Origin of the sequence: Aromatoleum sp. (assembly GCF_035254505.1) — a bacterium.
Taxonomy (GTDB): domain Bacteria; phylum Pseudomonadota; class Gammaproteobacteria; order Burkholderiales; family Rhodocyclaceae; genus Aromatoleum.
Window position 1 is genome coordinate 26,522 of record NZ_DATFAO010000065.1, and the last position, 18,801, is coordinate 45,322.

The window sequence follows — 18,801 nt, forward strand, 5'->3', positions numbered from 1 at the left end:
GGTATCCTGAACCGCATGTTCCATGTGACTGCCCTGCGATCGAGCCTGAACTCATCGAGCGCCGCGAGGAGTTCGAAGAAGCGCGAGGGTTTATGGTGCTGACACTATGAAACACCCACTGTTCGAAGGCCTCGGAGACCACTACCCGATCCATCTGGAGGAGCGCTTCGACCGCATCCTCACGAAGATCGAGCAGCTGTGGGACACGCTCGAAATCCACGACTACTTCAGCGACCTGCTGATCGACAAGCGCGGCGGACGCCAGGGCTTCCCCCCCGACGTCCTCGCCGACATCATCCGACTTCGCGAATTTCGAGATCTCGAAACCTTCCGCCATGCCGAGCGCAAGGAGCAGGCAATCGCCGAACTGAACGATCGGGGCATCATCATCGATCGCACCAGTTTCATGCAGGCATTGCACGCCGGCGATCGCGAGGCGATCGATCTCTTCGTCCGTGCCGGATTCAACATCCATTTCGTCGACGAACAAGGCACGCCACCGCTGCTCTACGCACTCAAGAACGGTTACACGGTGATCGCGAAGATCCTTGTCGATGCAGGTGCCGATCCGAATGCCAGGGACAGGCTCGGGCTCACTCCCCTTCTCGTCGCGTGCGGCAAGCCGACCAGCGGTTACCGAGTTATCGCCGAGACACTGATCAAGCGCGGCGCGTTGGTCAATATGCGCGACCGTCTGGGCAATACGCCCTTGCTCCTGTCGCTGTCCGGCGGCGTAATGGATGTTGCGTGGCTGCTCATCGACCATGGAGCCGACGTTACCGCGATTACACGCAAGGGCGAGACGGCCCTTACGCTGGCCAAGAATGCCTCGACTCCGGAGGCGGCGGGCGTGATAGAGGCGATCACCGCCAAGGGCGTGAAGCGCTAGGAAAGACCGGAGCACCTGCCGGAACATGGCGGCGAACGCAGGGTCAATAAGGCTTGGTTGCCAGCCGAATAGCCAATCGTCTTTCAGGAGGTGAACAAGATGAACACCCCAACCGCCCCCAAGCGCGATCTTGAACTGATCCGCGTCATCGACGCGCCGGCCTCCAAACTCTTCAAGGCCTGGACCGATCCGGAGTTGATGAAGCAATGGTTCGCGCCGAAGCCCTGGACCGTGTCACACGCTGAAACGGACGTCCGGCCGGGCGGTGCCAGCCTGATCGTCATGCGCAGCCCCGAGGGGCAGGAGTTCCCGAACCGGGGCGTGTATCTGGAAGTGGTGGAAAACGAAAGGCTGGTGTTCACCGACGCCTACACGAGCGCCTGGGAACCCTCCGACAAGGCTTTCATGACCGTGATCCTGACTTTCGAGGATCTCGGCGGCAAGACCCGTTACCACGTCCGGGTAAAGCATTGGAGCGAGGAAGACCGCGAGGAGCACGAAGCAATGGGATTCCACGACGGCTGGGGTCAGTGCGCCGACCAACTGGCGGTCCTCGTCGCTAAGCTTTGATTAAAACAGGAAGGGCTGCTTGCCGATGGGCGCGCTCTGCCCGACCGCCTCGGCGGGGAATACCTTGCCTTGGCGTGGTCTAATCCAGACCGTCCGTCCCGCCGGCAGCTCAAGGCTCGCCGCCCGCTCCCGCGTCAGCTCCACTTCGATGATCTCGGCCTCGTGTTCAAGCTCGACGCGCACAAGCGGGCCGATCCGATGGACATGGCGCACGACCGCCTGCATGCCACCCGGGAGCGGCGACAAGTCGAGATCGATGTCGTGCGGTCTCACGAATGCGATCGACGCGTCGCCGCCCGCCTCCTCTTCGCGCTCGACCTCCGCCCAACAGCCGTGCTGCCGGCTATGGAAGACATTCACGTTGCCGAGAAACTGATAGACAAAGGGCGAAGCCGGCGTCGAATAGACCACGTCGGGCGAGCCGATCTGCTCGATGCGGCCGCGGTTCATGACGACGACGCGATCGGCCACTTCCAGCGCCTCTTCCTGATCGTGGGTCACGAACACCGAAGAGATGTGCATCTCGTCGTGCAGGCGACGCAACCAGCGGCGCAATTCCTTTCGCACCTTGGTATCGAGCGCGCCGAAGGGCTCGTCGAGCAGCAGTACCTTGGGCTCGACCGCCAGTGCTCGGGCCAGCGCGATCCGCTGCCGCTGTCCACCCGAGAGCTGGGACGGATAGCGATTGGCGAGCCAGTCGAGTTGCACGAGCTTGAGCAGACCCATCACCCGTTCGCGGATCTCCTCGTCCGACGGCCGCTCCTTGCGCGAGCGCACGCGCAGCCCGAAGGCCACGTTCTCGAACACCGACATATGGCGGAACAGCGCGTAGTGCTGAAAGACGAAGCCCACGCGCCGCTCGCGCACGTGCATGTGCGTCGCCTCCTCGCCGCCGAAGAGCACCTGCCCGCTGTCGGGCGTTTCCATGCCGGCGATGATCCGCAGCAGGGTCGTCTTGCCGCAACCCGATGGTCCCAGCAGCGCGACAAGTTCCCCGGTCGGGATATCGAGCGAGATGTCGTCGAGTGCGACGAAATTTCCAAAGCGCTTGTTGATATTGCGTACTTCGATGCTCATGAGTGTTCCGTGGCCGCAGCAGCAGGCGTATCGATACGTTCGGGTGGCAGGTCGGCGTTAAGCGCTTCGGTCTCGCGGCGCATACGCCACTCGACGACGGTCTTGGCGACGAGCGTCACCAGCCCAAGCAAGGCGAGCACCGACGCGGCAGCGAACGCGCCGATTTGGTTGTATTCGTTGTAGAGAATCTCCACGTGCAGCGGCAGCGTATTGGTTTCTCCACGCACGTGGCCGGAGACGACACTGACGGCGCCGAACTCGCCCATCGCCCGCGCGTTCGCGAGAATCACGCCGTACATCAGACCCCATTTGATGTTGGGCAGCGTCACGCGGAAGAACATCTGCCATCCGGATGCCCCGAGCGACACCGCGGCCTCTTCCTCCTCGCGCCCTTGCGCCTGCATCAGCGGGATCAGTTCGCGCGCGACGAAGGGAAAGGTGACGAAGAGCGTCGCGAGCGCCATGCCGGGCACCGCGAAAACGATCTTGATCTCGTGCGCGGCAAGCCAGGCACCGAAGTAGCCGTTGGCGCCGAACAGGATGATGAACATCAGGCCGGCGACCACCGGCGAAACGGCGAACGGCAGGTCGATCAGCGTGATCAGCAGGCTCTTGCCGCGGAACTCGAACTTGGCGATCGCCCAGGCGGCAGCGACGCCGAACGCGATGTTGAACGGCAAGGCAAGCGCGGCAAGGGTCAGCGTCAGCGCCATCGCAGAGCGCGACTCGCTGTCGCGTAGCGCATCCCAGTAGGCGGCGGCGCCCTGCGCGAAGGCCTCCCAGAAGACGGCGGCAAGCGGCAACACAAGGAAAAAGAACAGGAAGGCGAGCGCAATCGCGATGAGCAGCCGGCGCACCCAAGCCGGTTCGACCGTGGCACGACGCGCGGTCATGGCTGCCCCTCCAGGCGGGCGCCGGGCGCGAGCGCCTCGGGCGGTAGCTCGCCGCTCGCATGATGGCGGTTCGCCGCCCACCATTGCAGGAAATTGATCAGCAGAAGCATCACGAAGGAAATCACCAGCATGACCACTGCGAGCGTCGTCGCCCCCGCAAGATCGTACTGTTCGAGCTTGGAAATGATCAGCAAGGGTGTGATCTCGGAAATGAGCGGCATGTTGCCGGCGATGAAGATCACCGAACCGAATTCGCCGATGGCGCGCGAGAAGGCGAGCGTGAAGCCGGTCAGCCAGGCGGGGAAGATCCCCGGCAGCAGAACCCGGACGAAGGTCTGCAAGCGCGTCGCGCCGAGCGAGGCTGCGGCCTCCTCCACCTCGGCCTCGATATCCTCGATCACGGGCTGTACGGTCCGCACGACGAACGGCAGTGTCACGAAGACCAGCGCAACGACGATGCCGAGCGGAGTGAAGGCAACTTTGACGCCCATCTGGTCCAAATACTGACCAACCCAACCGGTCGGTGCGTACAAGGTCGCAAGCGTGATGCCCGCCACCGCGGTCGGCAGTGCAAAAGGCAGGTCGACCAGCGCATCGACGAAACGCTTCCCCGGGAAGGGATAGCGGACCAACACCCAGGCAACGATCAGCCCGAACACCGCGTTGATCGCGGCGGCGAGAAAGGAGGCTCCGAACGTGACGCGGTAGGACGCAAGGGCCCGATCGGTCGTCGCAATCGACCAGAAATCGGCCCACGACAATTTGCCGCTGGTCAGGATCATGCCGCCGAGCGGAATCAGCACCAGCAGCGACAGGTAGGTCAGCGTATAGCCGAGGCCGAGGCGGAAGCCGGGCAGGACTCCGTCCGGTTTGGCGGCAGCAGGAAGCATGGTGGGGAAATCGGTGGATGCAGCGAAATTTGCAGAAAAGCGAACGGCCCGCAACGCGGGCCGCCTCGCTCGATGACTGAATATTTTACTTTTGAACGTAGATCTGGTCGAAGCTTCCGCCGTCCTTGAAGTGTGCTGCAGTCGCCTTGGCCCATCCGCCGAACACCTCGTCAACAGTGAAGGTCTTGATCGCCGGGAATTGCGCCGAGTACTTCTTCAGGATCTCGGCATTGCGCGGCCGCAGGTAGTTTTGGGCCGCATTTTCCTGGCCTTCCTTGGACCACAGGTACTCGAGGTAGGCCTGAGCCACCTTGCGCGTCCCCTTCTTGTCGACGACCTTCTCGACGATGGCGACCGGAAATTCAGCGAGGACCGACAGGCTCGGATAGACCACTTCGAAGTTGCCGCGGCCGAATTCCCTGGCGATCAGCTCAGCCTCGGATTCGAAGGTGATCAGCACGTCGCCGATGTTCCGCTGCATGAAGGTCGTCGTCGCATCGCGGCCGCCTGATGGGAACAGCGGCGCGTTCTTCAGCACATGCGCGACGAAATCCGCCGCTGTCTTGTCGTTGCCGCCGGGCTGCTTCAGCGCGTAGCCCCATGCAGCGAGGTAGGAGTAGCGGCCGTTGCCGGTGTTCTTCGGATGGGGAACGATGACCTGCATGCCAGGCTTCGCGACGTCGCTCCAATCCTTGATGGCCTTCGGGTTTCCCTTGCGCACGATGAACACCATCGTCGAGGTGTAAGGCGAGGCATTATCCGGAAAACGCTTTGCATAGTCGGTCGCGACGAGTCCCTTTTGAGCCAGGAAATCGACGTCCGTGGCCTGGTTCATCGTCACGACGTCCGCTTCGAGTCCGTCCGCAACAGCGCGTGCCTGCTTCGACGATCCGCCGTGCGACTGGCGAATCTCGATCGTCTCGCCGGTCTTCTCCTTCCAGTACTTCTGGAACATCGGGTTGTAATCCTTGTAGACGTCGCGCGCGACGTCATAGGACACATTGAGCAGGTTCGACTCTGCATGCGCCCCGCTGGCGATGGCGAGTCCTGCGGCAAACAACAGGCTGGCGAGTTTCTTCATGGCTGTCCAATCGCTGATGGGTCACAGAATGAGGGCCCGACGATAGCCCATCGGGTCCACCAACACAACGCACCAGAATTCATTTCGTTATGGCTGTGCGCGCTATGGCGCGCTCTCCCGAGGCAAGTGTTATGCCCAGGCTATAATCCAAGTTTTTTCGAAACCCACCACCGAGACCTCATGCCTGATTCCCGACCCGCCTACCTGATCGGTCACATTACGGTCAAGGACGAGGCCAAGTGGGCCGTATACCGCGCCGGCGTGCCTTTAACACTCGAACCTTGGGGAGGCGAACTGGTTTTCCGCGGCCGACGCGCGGCAGTTCTCGGCGGACAACACGATGCCACCGATACCGTGGTCCTGCGCTTTCCTGATCTCGTCTCGCTTCAGAACTGGTTCAATTCCGCTGCATATCAGGCGCTGATTCCGGTCCGGGAACAAGCAGCCGATGTGGTGCTCGTCGCCTACGAGTCCTGAGAAAACGGCGTATTGACGCAAAAAGAAAGCGGCGCCGCTTCGAGCGGTGCCGCTTCGCGGCGTTTGTCCGCCCTGTGCTTACTGTTGCAGCACGCCTTCGATCGACAAGGCGATCTCGACGGAGTCGCCGACGACACGTGGCAGCCCGTACATCATCCCGAATTCGCTGCGCTTGATCGTCGCATTGGCTTCGAATCCGGCACGCGTATCGCCGCGCGGCCCCTTGCCCGCCCCGGTCACCTTCAGTGCGAAATCGATCGGCTTGGTGACGCCGTGGATCGTGAGATTACCCGACAGCACACCCTCGCCGTTCTTGTTCCAGCTTACGCGGGTCGATTCGAACGCCATGTTCGGAAACTGCGACGCATCGAAGAAGTCCGGGCTCTTCAGGTGATCTTCAAGCTTCTGATGCTTGGTGTTCACGCTGGTGACGGGAATCGTAGCGTTCACGAGGCTTTCGGACGGGCGCTGGCCGACGACGAACGCGCCCTTGATATCGTCGAAGCGCCCCGTGAAGCGGCTGACGCCGAGGTGGGAGATGAAGAACAGCGCGTGCGAGTGGGCGATGTCGATGACGTAGTTGCCGGGGACCGGCGCATCGATCGTCGTCTTCGCGACGTTGCGGGTCGTCGCCGTGTTTGCGGCGGCGGTGATCGGCTTGGTCGGCGTTTGCTGGCCGAACGCAGAGGCGGTTGCTACGCCGACGGCGAGTGCAAGCACGAGCGGGCGGGCATTGAAGCGCATGGCAAAAATTCCTTTGATGAAAATGGGGAAATCAACGTGAGCGCGCTTTGAGCCGGACGATCATCGCTTCCATCGTCACGCGCATCCGCTCCAGCGACGCAGCGAGCTTTTCGAAATCGCGAACGCCGCCCGCATCGAATTTCTTGCCGAGGTCACCCAGACTCATCTTGTCGGCCGATTCGATCAGCGACTGCAGGGGACGGGTGATGGAACCGGGAATCGTCAGCAGCAGCGCTGCGGCGAGGATGAGGCCGGCGAGAGCGAGCGCCGCATTCAGGTAGTCCACCACCTCGAAGTTCCCACGAATGCGCCGGTACGCGTCGGCCGATTCGTCGGCTCGGGCATGCGCCATGCGCGTCGCTCCTTCAATCAAGTCAGTGTTGAAACGATCGACCGTTTTGCGCAGTTCTTCATTGGCACGCACGGCCTTGTTGTAGGTCACGGCGCTACCGCTGCTCTGCCCCTGGTCGAGCATCTGAACGTCATAGCTGAAGCCTTCGGTGACGTGCGCGAACTGCTCGTGGTACTCGTCCAGGGCAGCCTTCCAACGATTGAACTCGCTGCTGTCGGCAGCCGAATAGACACCACGGCTGTTGCTGATCATCGCCTGCAACTGCGCCAGTAGCCGCGCGTGCGTCCCATTCCAGTCCTGCAGCACGTTATTGCGCCCTTCGACGTCGCCGGCGTAGATCAGGTAGTCCTTTTCCTGGCGGCGCAACTGCTGCGCCGATGCCAGCAATTCGGAAATTTCCGTCGAGGCGACGAAGTTGCGGTTTATTGCGGCATCGACGAGCGAATAGGTGCGCGAACCGTAGAAGAAACTGGTCGCGCCCTGCAACACGATGAACGCGAGCAGAACCGAAAAACCGAGGATCAGTTTATTGCGGATGGACATGGCGGAAACTCAGGAATGCAAGGTTGAAAGAAGTTCGTTCGCGATTTCCCGGATGATCCCCTCGCGGTCGATCGTCTCGGGCAGTTCCCGCTGGAGATGCGTCAGAAAGGCCATCACCTGTCGCGGCGTGGTCATGACGGCGTCCACGAGGCCAAGTTCGAACACAACGTCGTCGACGATGATCTCGGCCAGCACGCCGATCTCGCGCGCGAGACGCGCTGTCGTTCTTTCCTTCCAGTTCGTATAGGCAGACATCGTTGTCGTGGCATCTGTCAATGCATGAAAGGCGTGCATCGAATGCAGGGTGCCAAATTTGTCACAGAAAGTTACGGCGGATATTACATGCAGCTATGCCAGGATCGCAACTCGGCGTTCCTCGACCTGAGCACGCGCGCCTTGCCTCGGTACTACCGAAGCCGCATACCGCGTCTCTCGCGAACTCCCCCTCTTCTCGTCAGGTCGAAGAGTGACACTACGGAGTACTCAGGGTCGGTCTCATCTCCCCATCGGAGGGACACATGACGTATTGCGTTGCCATGCGTCTCGACGCAGGTCTGGTTTTTCTATCGGACTCCCGCACCTACGCCGGAGTCGACCACATCAATACGTTTCGGAAAATGCATTTCTTCGAGCGGCCGGGCGACCGGGTGCTGGTGCTGATGACGGCGGGGAATCTTTCCATCAGTCAGTCCGTGGTCAACACGCTGCGCGAACGCATCGAATGCAACGACAAAGGGCGGAATCTCTGGAAAGTGCCGTCGATGTTCGAAGCGGCGAAGCATGTCGGAGACTGCTTGAGGGAAGTCCACGCGCGCGACGCCGAATCGATGAAGGAGTTCGGCGTCGACTTTTCGGCGGGGCTTTTGCTGGGGGGGCAGATCAGGGGCGAAGAGCCGCGTCTATTCCAGATCTATGCGGCAGGCAACTTCACCGAGGCCACGAAGGAAACGCCCTATTTCCAGATCGGCGAGTCCAAGTATGGCAAACCGATCATCGTCCGCGTGATCACGCACCGCACCTCATTGGACGAGGCGGTGAAGTGCGCGCTGGTCTCCATGGATTCGAGCATTCGCTCGAACCTTTCGGTCGGTCTGCCGCTCGACCTGCTCACCTACGAGCGGGACAGTCTGCGGGTCGCTCACTACTGCATCCTCGGTGAGGACAACGCGTACTTTGCCCATATCCGCAAACTTTGGAGCACACGTTTGCGCGAGGCGTTTACCGAGCTGCCGGACCCCGACTGGAGCAACATGGATCAGACCGCTGAAGCGCTGCGGGAAAGCGACAATCGGTCGAGAACCCGCAGCGAGCGGCGGGAGACATAAATTCGGCGGGGAGACCGTCTCGAAACTCTGAGCGAACTCCCCGCCGGGACAGCCACGGCGCATTGCCGTGGCTCGCCCTAACTGCTCTTACTCGTCCTTGCTGCTCTTTCCGCGGCTCGACTCAGACGAAGTCGACTTGCCGCTTGACGAGCCGGACAGGCCGGAGAAACCGCCGGACGATGATCCGCTGCGGCTTTGCTCACTGCTGCTGCCGGAGGCGGAACGTTCGCTGCTGCTACTGCCGGAGCCGGAGCGCGATTGCGAGGACGACTGGGACTGCGACTCGACCCGAATGCGGTTCTCGATGTCCTGCACGCCCCAGCAGTCGTCGACGAGATCTTCGATGCGATGACGCATTTGACGGCTAGGCACCGTGCCTTCGAGCTCGACGCGTCCCTCCTTCACGTCGATGTTCACTTCGCTGACGTCGATGTCCTGTTCCTCGAGCAGACGCTCGCAGACCATTTCCCGGATGCGCTCGTCCGAGCGGGCATAGTTCTTCGGTCCTCTGCGGCTGCGCGACTGCTCGGAGCGGAAGCCCATCGATTGCGACGAGCCGCGATATCCGCCGTAGCCGCTCGACTGCGAGGTCTGGCCCCCCATCATTCCCTGCTGCGGCTGCTGCCCCCATTCCTGCTGGCCGGAACCCTGCTGCCCATACATGCGTTCATGCTGCTGGCCGTAGCCTTGCTGCGAAGAGCGTTGCCCGTAGCCTTGCTGGCCGAATCCCTGTTGCGGTTGCTGCTGGCCGTAGCCTTGCTGGCCAAAGCCTTGCTCGTGCTGCTGGCCGTACCCGCCCGACTGCCCGTAGCCACCTTGCTGTCCGAAGCCCCCCTGGCTGTAACCCTGTTGTCCGTAGGTTTGCTGCCCGAACCCTTGTTGCGGCTGCTGACTCCACCCCTGCTGGCCAGAGCCGGACTCGTGTTGCTGGCCGTAGCTTTGCTGGGGCTGATGCTGTCCATATTGTCCGTACCCGCCCTGCTGGCCGTAACCGCCTTGCTGCCCGTAGCTCTGTTGCGGCTGATGCTGGCCATATCCTTGCTGACCGAAGCCCTGCTGGGGTTGATGCTGGCCGGAGCCTTGTTGGCCGTAACCCTGCTGCGGCTGATAACGCCCGTAATCTTGCTGTCCAAAGCCTTGCTCGTGCTGCTGGCCATAGCCCTGCTGCGGCTGATGCTGGCCATAGCCTTGGCCGGAGCTCTGCTGAGGTTGCTGTTGACGCCATCCCTGTTGCTCGGATCCTTGCTGCGAATGTTGTCCTCGGCTTTGCTGGCCGTATTCATCCTGCTCGTAGCCCTGCTGGCCGTACTCCTGCTCACGCTGCGATCTCATGTCCATGTCTCCTCGTATGGCAACGACGAACGAGCCTTGCTCGTACCAGGAAAGCGGGGGCATCGACCTGCCCACCGTCGGTTTCCTCCCAATCCAACAGCAAGCGATGTGCCTTGCACCGAGCGTTGCCGACGCGATCCGATGCCGCAGGATCGCGCAAATTGCCAGGGAAAGACTTACAGGCGTTTGTAAGATGAGGATCGCGAAAGCGCGCAGGAGCGTCGATGGAAGGAGATTAGCGTTCGCACGCGACACTGCTCGCGCGCCGCATGTTCCATTCGGAGAACTCTTCGGCCGGCATTGGGTCAGCGACGTAGGATCCCTGCGCGACGTCGGTATGAAACGCCGCCAGTTCGTCCCAGATCGATTGCGTTTCCGTGCCTTCTGCTACCACCTCGAGGCCGATGTTATGCACCATGTCGATCGTCGACCGGACGATGATTGCTGCATCGGGATCGGCCTGCATGCCCAGCACGAAGGATTTGTCGATCTTGACGGCGTCGATCGGCAGCTTTTGCAGATAGCTCAGTGACGAATAGCCGGTACCGAAATCGTCCACATACAGACGGAATCCCATCTGCCGGATGCGCGACAGGATTTCGAGAGCGCCCACCGGGTCCTCCATCAGGGCGCTCTCGGTCAGCTCGAACTGTAGCCACTCGGCCGTCCCGCCCCATGTTGCGAGTAATCCGCCGAGCCGCTCCATCAGGTGCGGGTCCAGCAGGTTGCGCGCGGAGAGATTGACCGCAAGCGGCACTTCCAGGCCCGCCTCACGCCAGCTGTAGCATTGGGCCAGGGCGGCATTGATGACCCAGTAGGTCAAGCCGTTGATCAGACCGGTCCTTTCAGCCAACGGAATGAACCGATCGGGAAGAATCAGGCCGCGCTCGGGATGCATCCAGCGGACCAGGGCTTCGGCGCCACACACGCGACCGCTCGCCATGTCGGCCTTGGGCTGGCAATAGAGGCGGAGCTGATTCTCGGCGATCGCGCGGCGAAGATCCGCCATCAGCGTGAGCCGTTCGCGATTGGCCCGTTCGGAATCGGGCCGGAACACGGCGATACCGAGGCGATCGCGTTTGGCGACGAAGGCGGCGGCGTCGGATCGCATGATGAGCGAATCGGCCTCGATGCCGTGCCCGGGGAAAAGTGCGATGCCGATACTCGCCTGCACCTCGACGCGCACACCTTCCACATCGAAGGGGGCGTCGAGCGCGTGCATGATGGCGCGCGCCATTACGCCGGCCTGCTCGGCGTCCGCCGCAGGCAGCAGCATGGCGAAGACGTCGACTCCTATCCGCGCGACGAGCGCCGGCGAAGCGACGAGGCCGCTCAGGCGATTGGCCATCTGCGTAAGCAGCACGTCGCCGCTGCGGTACCCGAGGACTTCGTTGATGTCGCGAAAGCGATCGACGTTGAGCGTCACCAGGGCAAGCGGCTGACGTTCTCCCCTGGCACGGTCGATGGCACGTTCCAGGTGTTCGCGCAGTCGCGTCCGGTTCGGGAGCCCGGTCAGTTGATCGACGAAAGCCATGCTTTCGAGCCGCTTCTGGGCATCGCGGTGGCGGGCGCGCACGCGCAGGGTCGAAATGCCGAACGAGAGATCCTCCGCAAGCTCGGTGAGCACCGCGAGTTCGTCGTCGCCAAAGGCGTCCCGCTCGCCCGCGACGATATCGAGGTTGCCGATGACCTCGTCGTCGACGATCAGCGGGAAGGCGCTCACCGCGGCAAAGCCCATTTCGAGCGATTTTTCGCGGAAAGGCGCGAGCATCGGGTCGGTGGCGATGTCGAGGCGCACATAGGGCTTGCCGGTGCGGATGGCCATGCCCAGCGGCGTCTGTCCCGCCGGGGTGTCGGCCCAAGTGAAGTTCATCTTCTCGATCGCGCCCTCGACGACGCCGGCCTGGGCCATCGGAAAGATCGAACGATCGGCGTCGTGCTGGGCATAACCGACCCACGCGACACGGTAGCCGCCGACGTCGACGATGACCCGGCACATCTGCGCGAGGAGTTGCGCTTCTTCGGTGCATCGGACGAGTGCGCGGTTGCCCGCACTCAGCGTGCGCAAGGCTCGGTCGACGAGAAGGAGGCGTTGTTGCTGGCGCCGGAGTTCCACCAGCTCGGCGGGCCCGGCTCCGGCCTGCATCGAACCGTCCGAGGGCGGATCCGCGCTCGCTGCAGGTGAAGGCATGGGACCTCCGTTCGGAATGACGGCCATTTTCAGTATAGGCATGCTCCGCGGCCAGAGCTCTTCTCCCGCTTCTCAAAAAAGAGCTCGGGAAACCCTGGGTTTCCCGAGCCCGCAAGACTTCGGCAATCTCGGGGAGGAGTCGAGCAATGACCGCCGAAGAAAAGAAACGCTGTCGTTGATCGGCGCGATCAGCCCGCCCTGAATTGCGCCGAGATGCGCTCCATTACCGTGTGATGATTGGCGTGCGCGGCAAGGTTGTAGGCGGTCAGGTTTGCGGCGCGGATGAAGGCATGCTCGATCTTTCCGGCATCGACATCGACGTCGATGATGTTGATGCAGGCGGGATCCTGCTCGAAGGCCTTAAGGCCATGCAGGGAAGCCCCGACGACATGGCTCAGGATGATGCGGTTGACGGCGTCGTGGGCGACCACCAGCAAGTTCGCCCAGCCCTCGGTCTGCATGAAGTCGTGCCAGACCTCGAGCACGCGGCGCTGGAAGTCCTCCCAGGATTCGCCGCCGATGAAGCTTGCGCCCGGGTCGCCGGCCCGGTCGTAGGCGCGGGTGATGATCTCCTCGCGCCGTTCGAGAGGCACCGCGGCGAGGCGGCCGGCGCGGATCTCCTTCAGGCGCGGCTCCTCGCGGACCGCCAGCGCGCGTCCGTCGAGTACGAGATTCGCCGTGTGCGCCGTGCGCGGCATGCCGGAAATGATCGCGTCATCGAACGGCACGTCCCGCAGCAGCATGCCCGCCGCACGCGCCTGCTCGCACCCGCGCTCGGTGAGGGTCACGTGGCGCGGGTCGACGGGGCGTCCGTCAGCGTCGAAATACTCCACCTCGCCGTGGCGCATCAGATAGACCCGACGACGACGGTCGGTACCCGCCAGGCGGCTCATCAGCCCTGCCCTCCGAGGTACTTGGGGTTGCTTTCCATGAGCTTCACGCGGGCGGCGTCCAGCAGGTGCCGATGTGCGGCCTCGCGCCAGCTGCCTTCGTCGGCCCGGCCGGTCCGGATGGCGCTCGCCAGATCGCGATTCAGGCTCTTGAGCTGCCCGCGCAGCGCTTCGCCTCCCGCCGGCTCGCCCTGCGCGGTTCGGCTGAGCAGCGTCTCCAGTGCCTTGCACTCGTTGCGCGCGGCTTCCTCGCCGTTCTTCAACTGGCGCATCGCGATCGCCATGGCGTTGGCGATCATCAGCGCCGCATGTTTGCGCTCGGGCGGCAGCGCGGGAAGGACTTCCTCCCGCAGCAGGTTCCGCGCGGTTTCGAGCAGTTGCTCGCCGGTCGGTTCGTCGCGCATCAGTTCGCCTCCGTCATGGTCAGGATTTCGTATTCGAGCTCCGGCACGATGTGGCCGGTCAGCGCGAGCATCAGCGAGGTCTCCTCGCCCGAGAGGTGACGTTCGGCCTGCTGCAGGGCGATCGCAGCCCAGTTCAGATGCGCCATCACTTCCCAGTAGTGGATGTTCTCGTCTTCCAGGCGGCGCCCGGTGGCCTTCGCATAGCCACGATAGAAATCCTCGCGCGCGCCGATCCCTCCCGCCTCGCCGGGCTGGCCGAAGCGCCAGCAGCGGGCGCAGAACCAGCCGACGTCCTCGAGCGGATCGCCCCAGCCGGCGAACTCCCAGTCGAGGATCGCGGTGAGGCCGCTTTCGTCGACCATGTAGTTGCCGGTGCGGAAATCCCGGTGGCACAGCGCGACCTCGCCGCGCTCCGGCGCGTTCACTTCCAGCCAGCGAAGGCCCCATTCCAGCGCCGGCTGCGGGCTGCGGTGCGCGTCGAGGAAGCGGCGCAGGCGCGCGATGTTTTGCAGCGCGGGCGAGGAGCCCGGCGACGGCAGGAACGCGAGGTCGTCGCGGGGCGGGCGAATCGAGTGGATGCGCCCGAGTTCCGCGCCGAGCCGCTCCAGCAGCGCCCGGCGGTCGCCGCCGAGCTTCGCGTCGCGCACGACGACATGCGAGGCCGCGACGCCGCCGACGAAGCGCATCACGAAGAACTGCTTGCCGATCAGGCTCGCGTCGCGGCACAGCCACAGGGGCTCGGGCACCGTCACGCCGGCGGCGTGGGCGGCCTTGATGAGCGCGAACTCTTCCGCCCGGCAATGGCTTCCCGACACCCCGGACGGCGCGTCGGTGCGCACCACCAGCTTCAGTTCGGGGGCGAAGGCGCCGCCCGCGACCTCGGCCTGGATGAACCAGTTTTCCTGGATCGAGCCCCCCGAAAGGAGCTTCGCTTCCGCGATCGACACGCGGTCGGCCCCGGCCTCCCGCCGAATGAATGCTTCCAGCGCGCTGCGCATTTGTTCGTTCATTGTTTGTACACTCGTCCGTGGTTCCGAATCCCGATCGCCCGGCGCATCACACTTCGCGCTGGATGCCCTTGATGACCCGCTTGGCGATGCTCCAGCGGTGCACCTCGGACGGGCCGTCGTAGATGCGGAACGCGCGCATGTCGGCGAAGATGCGCGCGACGATGGCTTCACGCGTGACGCCCTGCCCGCCGAGGATCTGCACGCAGCGGTCGACGACGCGCCAGCAGGCTTCCGAGACGAGCACCTTGGACATGCTGGAGTCGTGGATCGCGAGATGGCCCTTGTCGAGCACCCACGCGGTATGCCAGATCGCGAGCCGCGCGGAGTGGATGTCCATCTCGTTGTCGGCGAGCATGAAGCCGACGCCCTCGTGGCTCCCAAGCGGCTTGCCGAAGGCATGGCGCCTGCGGGCGTAGTCGGTGGCGATGTCGTGCGCGCGGCGCGCGGCGCCGAGCCAGCGCATGCAGTGCGTCAGCCGCGCCGGCGACAGGCGCACCTGGGCGTACTTGAAGCCCTCGCCGAGCTCGCCGAGGATGTTCGCGGCGGGCACCCGCAGGTTGTCCAGGCGCACGACGCCGTGTCCGCCCGGGAAGCAGGTGTCGAGCGTGTCCATCGAGCGCTCGACGATGAAGCCCGGTACGTCGGTGTCGGACAGGAACATCGTGGCGCGCCCGTCCTCGAGCTTGGCCATGATGATCGCGAAGGCGGCACCGTCGGCACCGGTCGTGAACCACTTGCGCCCGTTGATGACATAGTCGTCGCCGTCGCGCTCCGCGGTGGTCTGCAGCATCGACGGGTCGGAGCCGGCGCCCGGCGTCGGCTCGGTCATGCAGAAGCAGGAGCGCACCTGGCCGGCGGCGAGCGGGCGCAGCCAGCGCTCCTTGTGCTCGGGGCGCGCGACGACCTCCATCAGGTGCATGTTGCCCTCGTCCGGCGCCGCAATGTTCAGCGCGACCGGCCCGAGCAGCGAGTAACCCGCCTCCTCGAAGAACACCGCCTTGGCGCGGTGATCGAGCCCCAGGCCGCCGAATTCCTTCGACACGTGCGCCGACAGCAATTCCGCCGCGCGCGCCTTTGCGATCAGCTCCGCGCGCAGTTCCTCGGACGGCCCGTGCGCGGTCTGACGCGGATCGCGCTCGAAGGGGATGATCTCCTCCGCGATAAAGCGGCGCACCTTCTGCTGCAGTGCCGACAGTTCTTCCGGCAAATCGAAGTTCATGCTGGTCTGACTCCTGCGAGATTGGGTCACTGATGGTTCAGGCGCTGTAGTCGAAGAAGCCGCGACCGCTCTTGCGCCCGAGGAAGCCGGCGTCGACCATCTCCTTGAGCAGCGGCGCGGGCCGGTATTTCGGATCGTTGAAGCCGGCGTGGAACATCTCCATCACCGACAGCATCGTGTCGAGCCCGATCAGGTCGGCGAGCGCGAGCGGACCGATCGGCTGGTTGCAGCCGAGCTTCATGCCCGCGTCGATCTCCTCGGCCGAGGCCAGGCCTTCCTGCAGCGCGAAGACGGCCTCGTTGATCATCGGGCACAGGATGCGATTCACGGCGAAGCCCGGGCTGTTCTTCGCGACGATCGCGGTCTTGCCGATCGCGGCGACGAAGCCGCGCGCGGCCTCCACGGTCGCCTGAGCGGAGCGCAGCCCCGGCACCACCTCGACCAGCGCCATCAGCGGCACGGGGTTGAAGAAGTGCATGCCGATGAAGCGCTCGGGGCGTTTCGTCGCCGCGGCGAGGCGCGTGACCGACATCGACGAGGTGTTGGTCGCGATCAGCACCTCCGGCCCGACGATCGCATCGACCTCGGCCAGAATCTTCAGCTTGAGCGCCTCGTTCTCGGTCGCGGCCTCGATGACGAGATCGGCCTGCACGAGATCGGCATAGCTTGTCGTGCCGTGGATCCGGTCGAGGTACTCGGCCTTTTGCGCGGCCGTGAGCTGCCCCTTCTTGATCAGGCGGTCGAGGCTCGCGGCGACCGTCGCGATCCCCTTGCCCACCGCGTCGGCCGAGATGTCGACCATGACGACGGACAGGCCCGCCGCCGCGCACACCTGGGCAATCCCGTTGCCCATCGTTCCCGCCCCAAGGACGCCCACCGTGGTGATACCCATGTCTTCCCCCCCTTACAGCCGCTCGAAGATCGCGGCGATACCCTGCCCGCCGCCGATGCACATCGTCACCAGCGCATAACGCCCGCCGCTGCGGTGCAGCTCGTAGATCGCCTTGGTTGTGATGATCGCGCCCGTCCCTCCCACGGGATGGCCGAGGGAGATGCCCGAACCGTTCGGATTGACGCGCCGCGGATCGAGCCCCAGCTCGCGCGTCACCGCGCAGGCCTGGGCCGCGAAGGCCTCGTTCGACTCGATGACGTCGAGGTCCTCGACCTTGAGGCCGGTGCGCTCGAGCACCAGGCGCGTGGCCGGCACCGGGCCGATGCCCATGTACAGCGGGTCGACGCCGGCGTGGGCGTATCCGACCAGGCGTGCAAGCGGCTTGAGTCCGAGCGCCGCGGCACGACCCGCCTCCGCCAGCACCACTGCGCCGGCGCCGTCGTTGAGGCCGGACGCGTTGCCCGCCGTAACGGTGCCGCCGTCCTTGCGGAAGGCCGGCTTCATCGCCGCGAGCGCATCGAGGGTAACGCCCGCGCGCACATGCTCGTCGGTGTCGAAGCGGACGATCCCGTTCTTCGTCTTTACGTCGACCGGAGCGATCTGCTCCTTGAAATAGCCCTCGACGATCGCGACCGATGCGCGGCGCTGGCTCTCGACCGCCAGCTCATCCTGCATCTGACGAGTGATGCCATAGCGCTCGGCGACGTTCTCGGCGGTGACGCCCATATGCACCGACTTCCACGGGTCGTGCAGGATGCCGTTCATGTAATCGACAAGGCGCGCATCGAGCATCCGCGCGCCCCAACGCAGGTTCGGCACCGTGTAGGGGCCACGCGTCATCGATTCCGCGCCGGCGCCGATCGCGAGGTCGCAATCGCCGAGGCGGATCGCCTGCGCCGCGGAGACGATGGCCTGCAGGCCGGACCCGCACAGGCGGTTGACGTTGAAGGCCGGCACGGTTTCGGGGATGCCCGAATCGATCGCGGCGACGCGGCTCAGGTAGGCGTCGCGCGGCTCGGTCGGGATGACGTTGCCCATCACGACGTGCCCGATCGCGTCCGGTGCCGCGCCCGAGCGCTGCAAGGCCGCCTTCACGGCAACGGTGGCTAGTTCCGTGAGCGGGACGTCCTTCAGAGTCCCGCCATACGTTCCGATGGGAGTCCGTGCAGCTCCCAGCACGACTACTTCACGCTGCGACATCGCTTTCAATGCCTCTCGTAAGGGTTATTCATGATTGCTATGGCCCGACCGGTCGGTCGGTCGGTCGAGTAAAATACTAATGCAAGGAAATGCGGACAACAAGTATTTTTTTGCGCCATCGACTGCCGATTCACGCATGAAAAAATGCCGTCCGGCGGGATCAGACCGCCGGACGGCTAAGCTTCGAGGCATGTTGCTTAGGAGAGGAGGAGCAGCCCTCGAAGTAAGACACCGGAAAAGCAAGCGAACGGACCCAGGACCACCACCGGCTTTCGCGTTGACACTCGACCGGCCGGTCGGTAGGATCGATTCGAATCATAGGTGACTCGATCCCGAATGACAAGCCCCGCCGCATTCACGCCCCTCCCCTCCATTCACGCTAAGGGAACCAACATGCCTCATCCCGTTCTGGCGAGCCCGGATCTGATCCGGTTCGAAGGCGACACCCCTCACCTCGTCGGCAGCCGCTGCGACGAATGCGGCGAGGTGTATTTCCCCGCCGCCGACAGCTGCACGCGATGCACCGCGACGCGCATGCGCCCGCAGGACCTCGGCCGCCGCGGCACGCTGTGGTCGTGGACGATCCAGGGCTTCTTGCCGAAGGCCCCCTACAACAGCGGCGAAACACCGGAGACCTTCCGGCCGTATGGCGTCGGCTACATCGAGATGGTCTGTGGCATCAAGGTCGAGTCGCGCCTGACCGTCGCCGACGAATCCGGGCTGACGATCGGCATGCCGCTCGAACTGACCCTGATCCCCTATCGCACGACCGGCGACGGCGAGGTATTCACCTTCGCCTTCGGCCCGGCCGCATCAGCCTGA

20 protein-coding genes are annotated in these 18,801 nt (G+C 64.0%); 5 read left to right on the plus strand and 15 right to left on the minus strand.

What is annotated here, in order from left to right; all coding sequences use genetic code 11:
- The first annotated feature begins 106 nt into the window (after nt 1-106).
- A complete protein-coding gene (locus VJ673_RS13055) occupies nt 107-889 on the plus strand; it encodes an ankyrin repeat domain-containing protein (RefSeq protein WP_324126546.1) in 783 nt (260 codons plus the stop codon).
- Nucleotides 890-988: 99 nt separating this feature from the next.
- On the plus strand, nt 989-1,459 hold the full coding sequence (locus VJ673_RS13060; protein WP_324126547.1) for an SRPBCC family protein: 471 nt from the start codon (nt 989-991) through the stop codon (nt 1,457-1,459).
- On the opposite strand, the gene VJ673_RS13065 is transcribed toward VJ673_RS13060, so the two are convergent.
- The 4 genes from VJ673_RS13065 to VJ673_RS13080 all read right to left on the minus strand — a co-directional run bounded on the left by VJ673_RS13065 (nt 1,460) and on the right by VJ673_RS13080 (nt 5,400).
- Nucleotides 1,460-2,536, minus strand: a complete 1,077-nt coding sequence (locus tag VJ673_RS13065) for a sulfate/molybdate ABC transporter ATP-binding protein (RefSeq protein ID WP_324126548.1) — start codon at nt 2,534-2,536, stop codon at nt 1,460-1,462.
- On the minus strand, nt 2,533-3,429 hold the full coding sequence (gene cysW, locus VJ673_RS13070; protein ID WP_324126549.1) for a sulfate ABC transporter permease subunit CysW: 897 nt from the start codon (nt 3,427-3,429) through the stop codon (nt 2,533-2,535). The genes VJ673_RS13065 and cysW overlap by 4 nt, the downstream gene beginning before the upstream one ends.
- Complete coding sequence (gene cysT, locus VJ673_RS13075) at nt 3,426-4,319, minus strand: sulfate ABC transporter permease subunit CysT (protein ID WP_324126550.1); 894 nt, start codon at nt 4,317-4,319, stop codon at nt 3,426-3,428. The genes cysW and cysT overlap by 4 nt, the downstream gene beginning before the upstream one ends.
- Before the next feature lie 85 nt (nt 4,320-4,404).
- On the minus strand, nt 4,405-5,400 hold the full coding sequence (locus VJ673_RS13080) for a sulfate ABC transporter substrate-binding protein (protein ID WP_324126551.1): 996 nt from the start codon (nt 5,398-5,400) through the stop codon (nt 4,405-4,407).
- Between the two features lie 180 nt (nt 5,401-5,580).
- Between VJ673_RS13080 and VJ673_RS13085 the strand changes: the two genes are divergently transcribed.
- A complete protein-coding gene (locus VJ673_RS13085; protein WP_324126552.1) occupies nt 5,581-5,877 on the plus strand; it encodes a DUF1330 domain-containing protein in 297 nt (98 codons plus the stop codon).
- 78 nt (nt 5,878-5,955) lie between these two features.
- Here the strand turns inward: VJ673_RS13085 and VJ673_RS13090 are convergent, their stop codons facing one another.
- The 3 genes from VJ673_RS13090 to VJ673_RS13100 are packed head-to-tail and all read right to left on the minus strand — an operon-like array spanning nt 5,956 to nt 7,771.
- Nucleotides 5,956-6,621: a YceI family protein gene (locus tag VJ673_RS13090; RefSeq protein ID WP_324126553.1), complete on the minus strand. Its 666-nt coding sequence runs from the start codon at nt 6,619-6,621 to the stop codon at nt 5,956-5,958.
- Nucleotides 6,622-6,652: 31 nt separating this feature from the next.
- Entirely contained in the window at nt 6,653-7,516 is an 864-nt protein-coding gene (locus tag VJ673_RS13095; protein WP_324126554.1) for an MCP four helix bundle domain-containing protein, read from the minus strand.
- A 9-nt stretch (nt 7,517-7,525) separates the two neighbouring features.
- Nucleotides 7,526-7,771 carry a DUF8082 domain-containing protein gene (locus VJ673_RS13100; protein ID WP_324126555.1) on the minus strand — a complete coding sequence of 82 codons (246 nt, stop codon included), beginning with the start codon at nt 7,769-7,771 and terminating at the stop codon, nt 7,526-7,528.
- 263 nt (nt 7,772-8,034) lie between these two features.
- On the opposite strand from VJ673_RS13100, the gene VJ673_RS13105 reads away from it, so the two are divergent.
- Nucleotides 8,035-8,841, plus strand: coding sequence for a proteasome-type protease (locus tag VJ673_RS13105; protein ID WP_324126556.1), 807 nt, complete (start codon nt 8,035-8,037; stop codon nt 8,839-8,841).
- A gap of 87 nt (nt 8,842-8,928) precedes the next feature.
- On the opposite strand, the gene VJ673_RS13110 is transcribed toward VJ673_RS13105, so the two are convergent.
- From VJ673_RS13110 to VJ673_RS13145, 8 genes are all read right to left on the minus strand, one after another.
- Entirely contained in the window at nt 8,929-10,173 is a 1,245-nt protein-coding gene (locus tag VJ673_RS13110) for a BON domain-containing protein (RefSeq protein WP_324126557.1), read from the minus strand.
- Nucleotides 10,174-10,408: 235 nt separating this feature from the next.
- The gene (locus VJ673_RS13115; RefSeq protein ID WP_324126558.1) at nt 10,409-12,364 is read right to left on the minus strand and encodes a putative bifunctional diguanylate cyclase/phosphodiesterase; all 1,956 of its coding nucleotides are present in this window, start codon (nt 12,362-12,364) and stop codon (nt 10,409-10,411) included.
- Nucleotides 12,365-12,552: 188 nt separating this feature from the next.
- On the minus strand, nt 12,553-13,257 hold the full coding sequence (locus VJ673_RS13120; protein ID WP_324126559.1) for a histidine phosphatase family protein: 705 nt from the start codon (nt 13,255-13,257) through the stop codon (nt 12,553-12,555).
- Nucleotides 13,257-13,658, minus strand: a complete 402-nt coding sequence (locus tag VJ673_RS13125; RefSeq protein ID WP_324126560.1) for a DUF6285 domain-containing protein — start codon at nt 13,656-13,658, stop codon at nt 13,257-13,259. The genes VJ673_RS13120 and VJ673_RS13125 overlap by 1 nt, the downstream gene beginning before the upstream one ends.
- Nucleotides 13,658-14,668, minus strand: a complete 1,011-nt coding sequence (locus VJ673_RS13130) for a phosphotransferase family protein (RefSeq protein ID WP_324126561.1) — start codon at nt 14,666-14,668, stop codon at nt 13,658-13,660. The genes VJ673_RS13125 and VJ673_RS13130 overlap by 1 nt, the downstream gene beginning before the upstream one ends.
- 46 nt (nt 14,669-14,714) lie before the next feature.
- Nucleotides 14,715-15,887 (minus strand): acyl-CoA dehydrogenase family protein, encoded by a 1,173-nt coding sequence (locus tag VJ673_RS13135; RefSeq protein WP_324126562.1) that lies wholly within the window; start codon nt 15,885-15,887, stop codon nt 14,715-14,717.
- A gap of 37 nt (nt 15,888-15,924) precedes the next feature.
- Nucleotides 15,925-16,779 carry a 3-hydroxybutyryl-CoA dehydrogenase gene (locus tag VJ673_RS13140; RefSeq protein WP_324126563.1) on the minus strand — a complete coding sequence of 285 codons (855 nt, stop codon included), beginning with the start codon at nt 16,777-16,779 and terminating at the stop codon, nt 15,925-15,927.
- 12 nt (nt 16,780-16,791) lie between these two features.
- Nucleotides 16,792-17,979: an acetyl-CoA C-acyltransferase family protein gene (locus tag VJ673_RS13145; RefSeq protein WP_324126578.1), complete on the minus strand. Its 1,188-nt coding sequence runs from the start codon at nt 17,977-17,979 to the stop codon at nt 16,792-16,794.
- A 393-nt stretch (nt 17,980-18,372) separates the two neighbouring features.
- Between VJ673_RS13145 and VJ673_RS13150 the strand changes: the two genes are divergently transcribed.
- A complete protein-coding gene (locus VJ673_RS13150; protein ID WP_324126564.1) occupies nt 18,373-18,801 on the plus strand; it encodes a Zn-ribbon domain-containing OB-fold protein in 429 nt (142 codons plus the stop codon).

Bases quoted from the DNA above. Each gene is read 5' to 3' on its own strand.
- VJ673_RS13055 (WP_324126546.1), top strand. From the start codon at position 107: ATGAAACACCCACTGTTCGAAGGCCTCGGAGACCACTACCCGATCCAT.
- VJ673_RS13060 (WP_324126547.1), top strand. From the start codon at position 989: ATGAACACCCCAACCGCCCCCAAGCGCGATCTTGAACTGATCCGCGTC.
- VJ673_RS13065 (WP_324126548.1), bottom strand. From the start codon at position 2,536: ATGAGCATCGAAGTACGCAATATCAACAAGCGCTTTGGAAATTTCGTC.
- cysW (WP_324126549.1), bottom strand. From the start codon at position 3,429: ATGACCGCGCGTCGTGCCACGGTCGAACCGGCTTGGGTGCGCCGGCTG.
- cysT (WP_324126550.1), bottom strand. From the start codon at position 4,319: ATGCTTCCTGCTGCCGCCAAACCGGACGGAGTCCTGCCCGGCTTCCGC.
- VJ673_RS13080 (WP_324126551.1), bottom strand. From the start codon at position 5,400: ATGAAGAAACTCGCCAGCCTGTTGTTTGCCGCAGGACTCGCCATCGCC.
- VJ673_RS13085 (WP_324126552.1), top strand. From the start codon at position 5,581: ATGCCTGATTCCCGACCCGCCTACCTGATCGGTCACATTACGGTCAAG.
- VJ673_RS13090 (WP_324126553.1), bottom strand. From the start codon at position 6,621: ATGCGCTTCAATGCCCGCCCGCTCGTGCTTGCACTCGCCGTCGGCGTA.
- VJ673_RS13095 (WP_324126554.1), bottom strand. From the start codon at position 7,516: ATGTCCATCCGCAATAAACTGATCCTCGGTTTTTCGGTTCTGCTCGCG.
- VJ673_RS13100 (WP_324126555.1), bottom strand. From the start codon at position 7,771: ATGTCTGCCTATACGAACTGGAAGGAAAGAACGACAGCGCGTCTCGCG.
- VJ673_RS13105 (WP_324126556.1), top strand. From the start codon at position 8,035: ATGACGTATTGCGTTGCCATGCGTCTCGACGCAGGTCTGGTTTTTCTA.
- VJ673_RS13110 (WP_324126557.1), bottom strand. From the start codon at position 10,173: ATGAGATCGCAGCGTGAGCAGGAGTACGGCCAGCAGGGCTACGAGCAG.
- VJ673_RS13115 (WP_324126558.1), bottom strand. From the start codon at position 12,364: ATGCCTTCACCTGCAGCGAGCGCGGATCCGCCCTCGGACGGTTCGATG.
- VJ673_RS13120 (WP_324126559.1), bottom strand. From the start codon at position 13,257: ATGAGCCGCCTGGCGGGTACCGACCGTCGTCGTCGGGTCTATCTGATG.
- VJ673_RS13125 (WP_324126560.1), bottom strand. From the start codon at position 13,658: ATGCGCGACGAACCGACCGGCGAGCAACTGCTCGAAACCGCGCGGAAC.
- VJ673_RS13130 (WP_324126561.1), bottom strand. From the start codon at position 14,668: ATGAACGAACAAATGCGCAGCGCGCTGGAAGCATTCATTCGGCGGGAG.
- VJ673_RS13135 (WP_324126562.1), bottom strand. From the start codon at position 15,887: ATGAACTTCGATTTGCCGGAAGAACTGTCGGCACTGCAGCAGAAGGTG.
- VJ673_RS13140 (WP_324126563.1), bottom strand. From the start codon at position 16,779: ATGGGTATCACCACGGTGGGCGTCCTTGGGGCGGGAACGATGGGCAAC.
- VJ673_RS13145 (WP_324126578.1), bottom strand. From the start codon at position 17,979: ATGTCGCAGCGTGAAGTAGTCGTGCTGGGAGCTGCACGGACTCCCATC.
- VJ673_RS13150 (WP_324126564.1), top strand. From the start codon at position 18,373: ATGCCTCATCCCGTTCTGGCGAGCCCGGATCTGATCCGGTTCGAAGGC.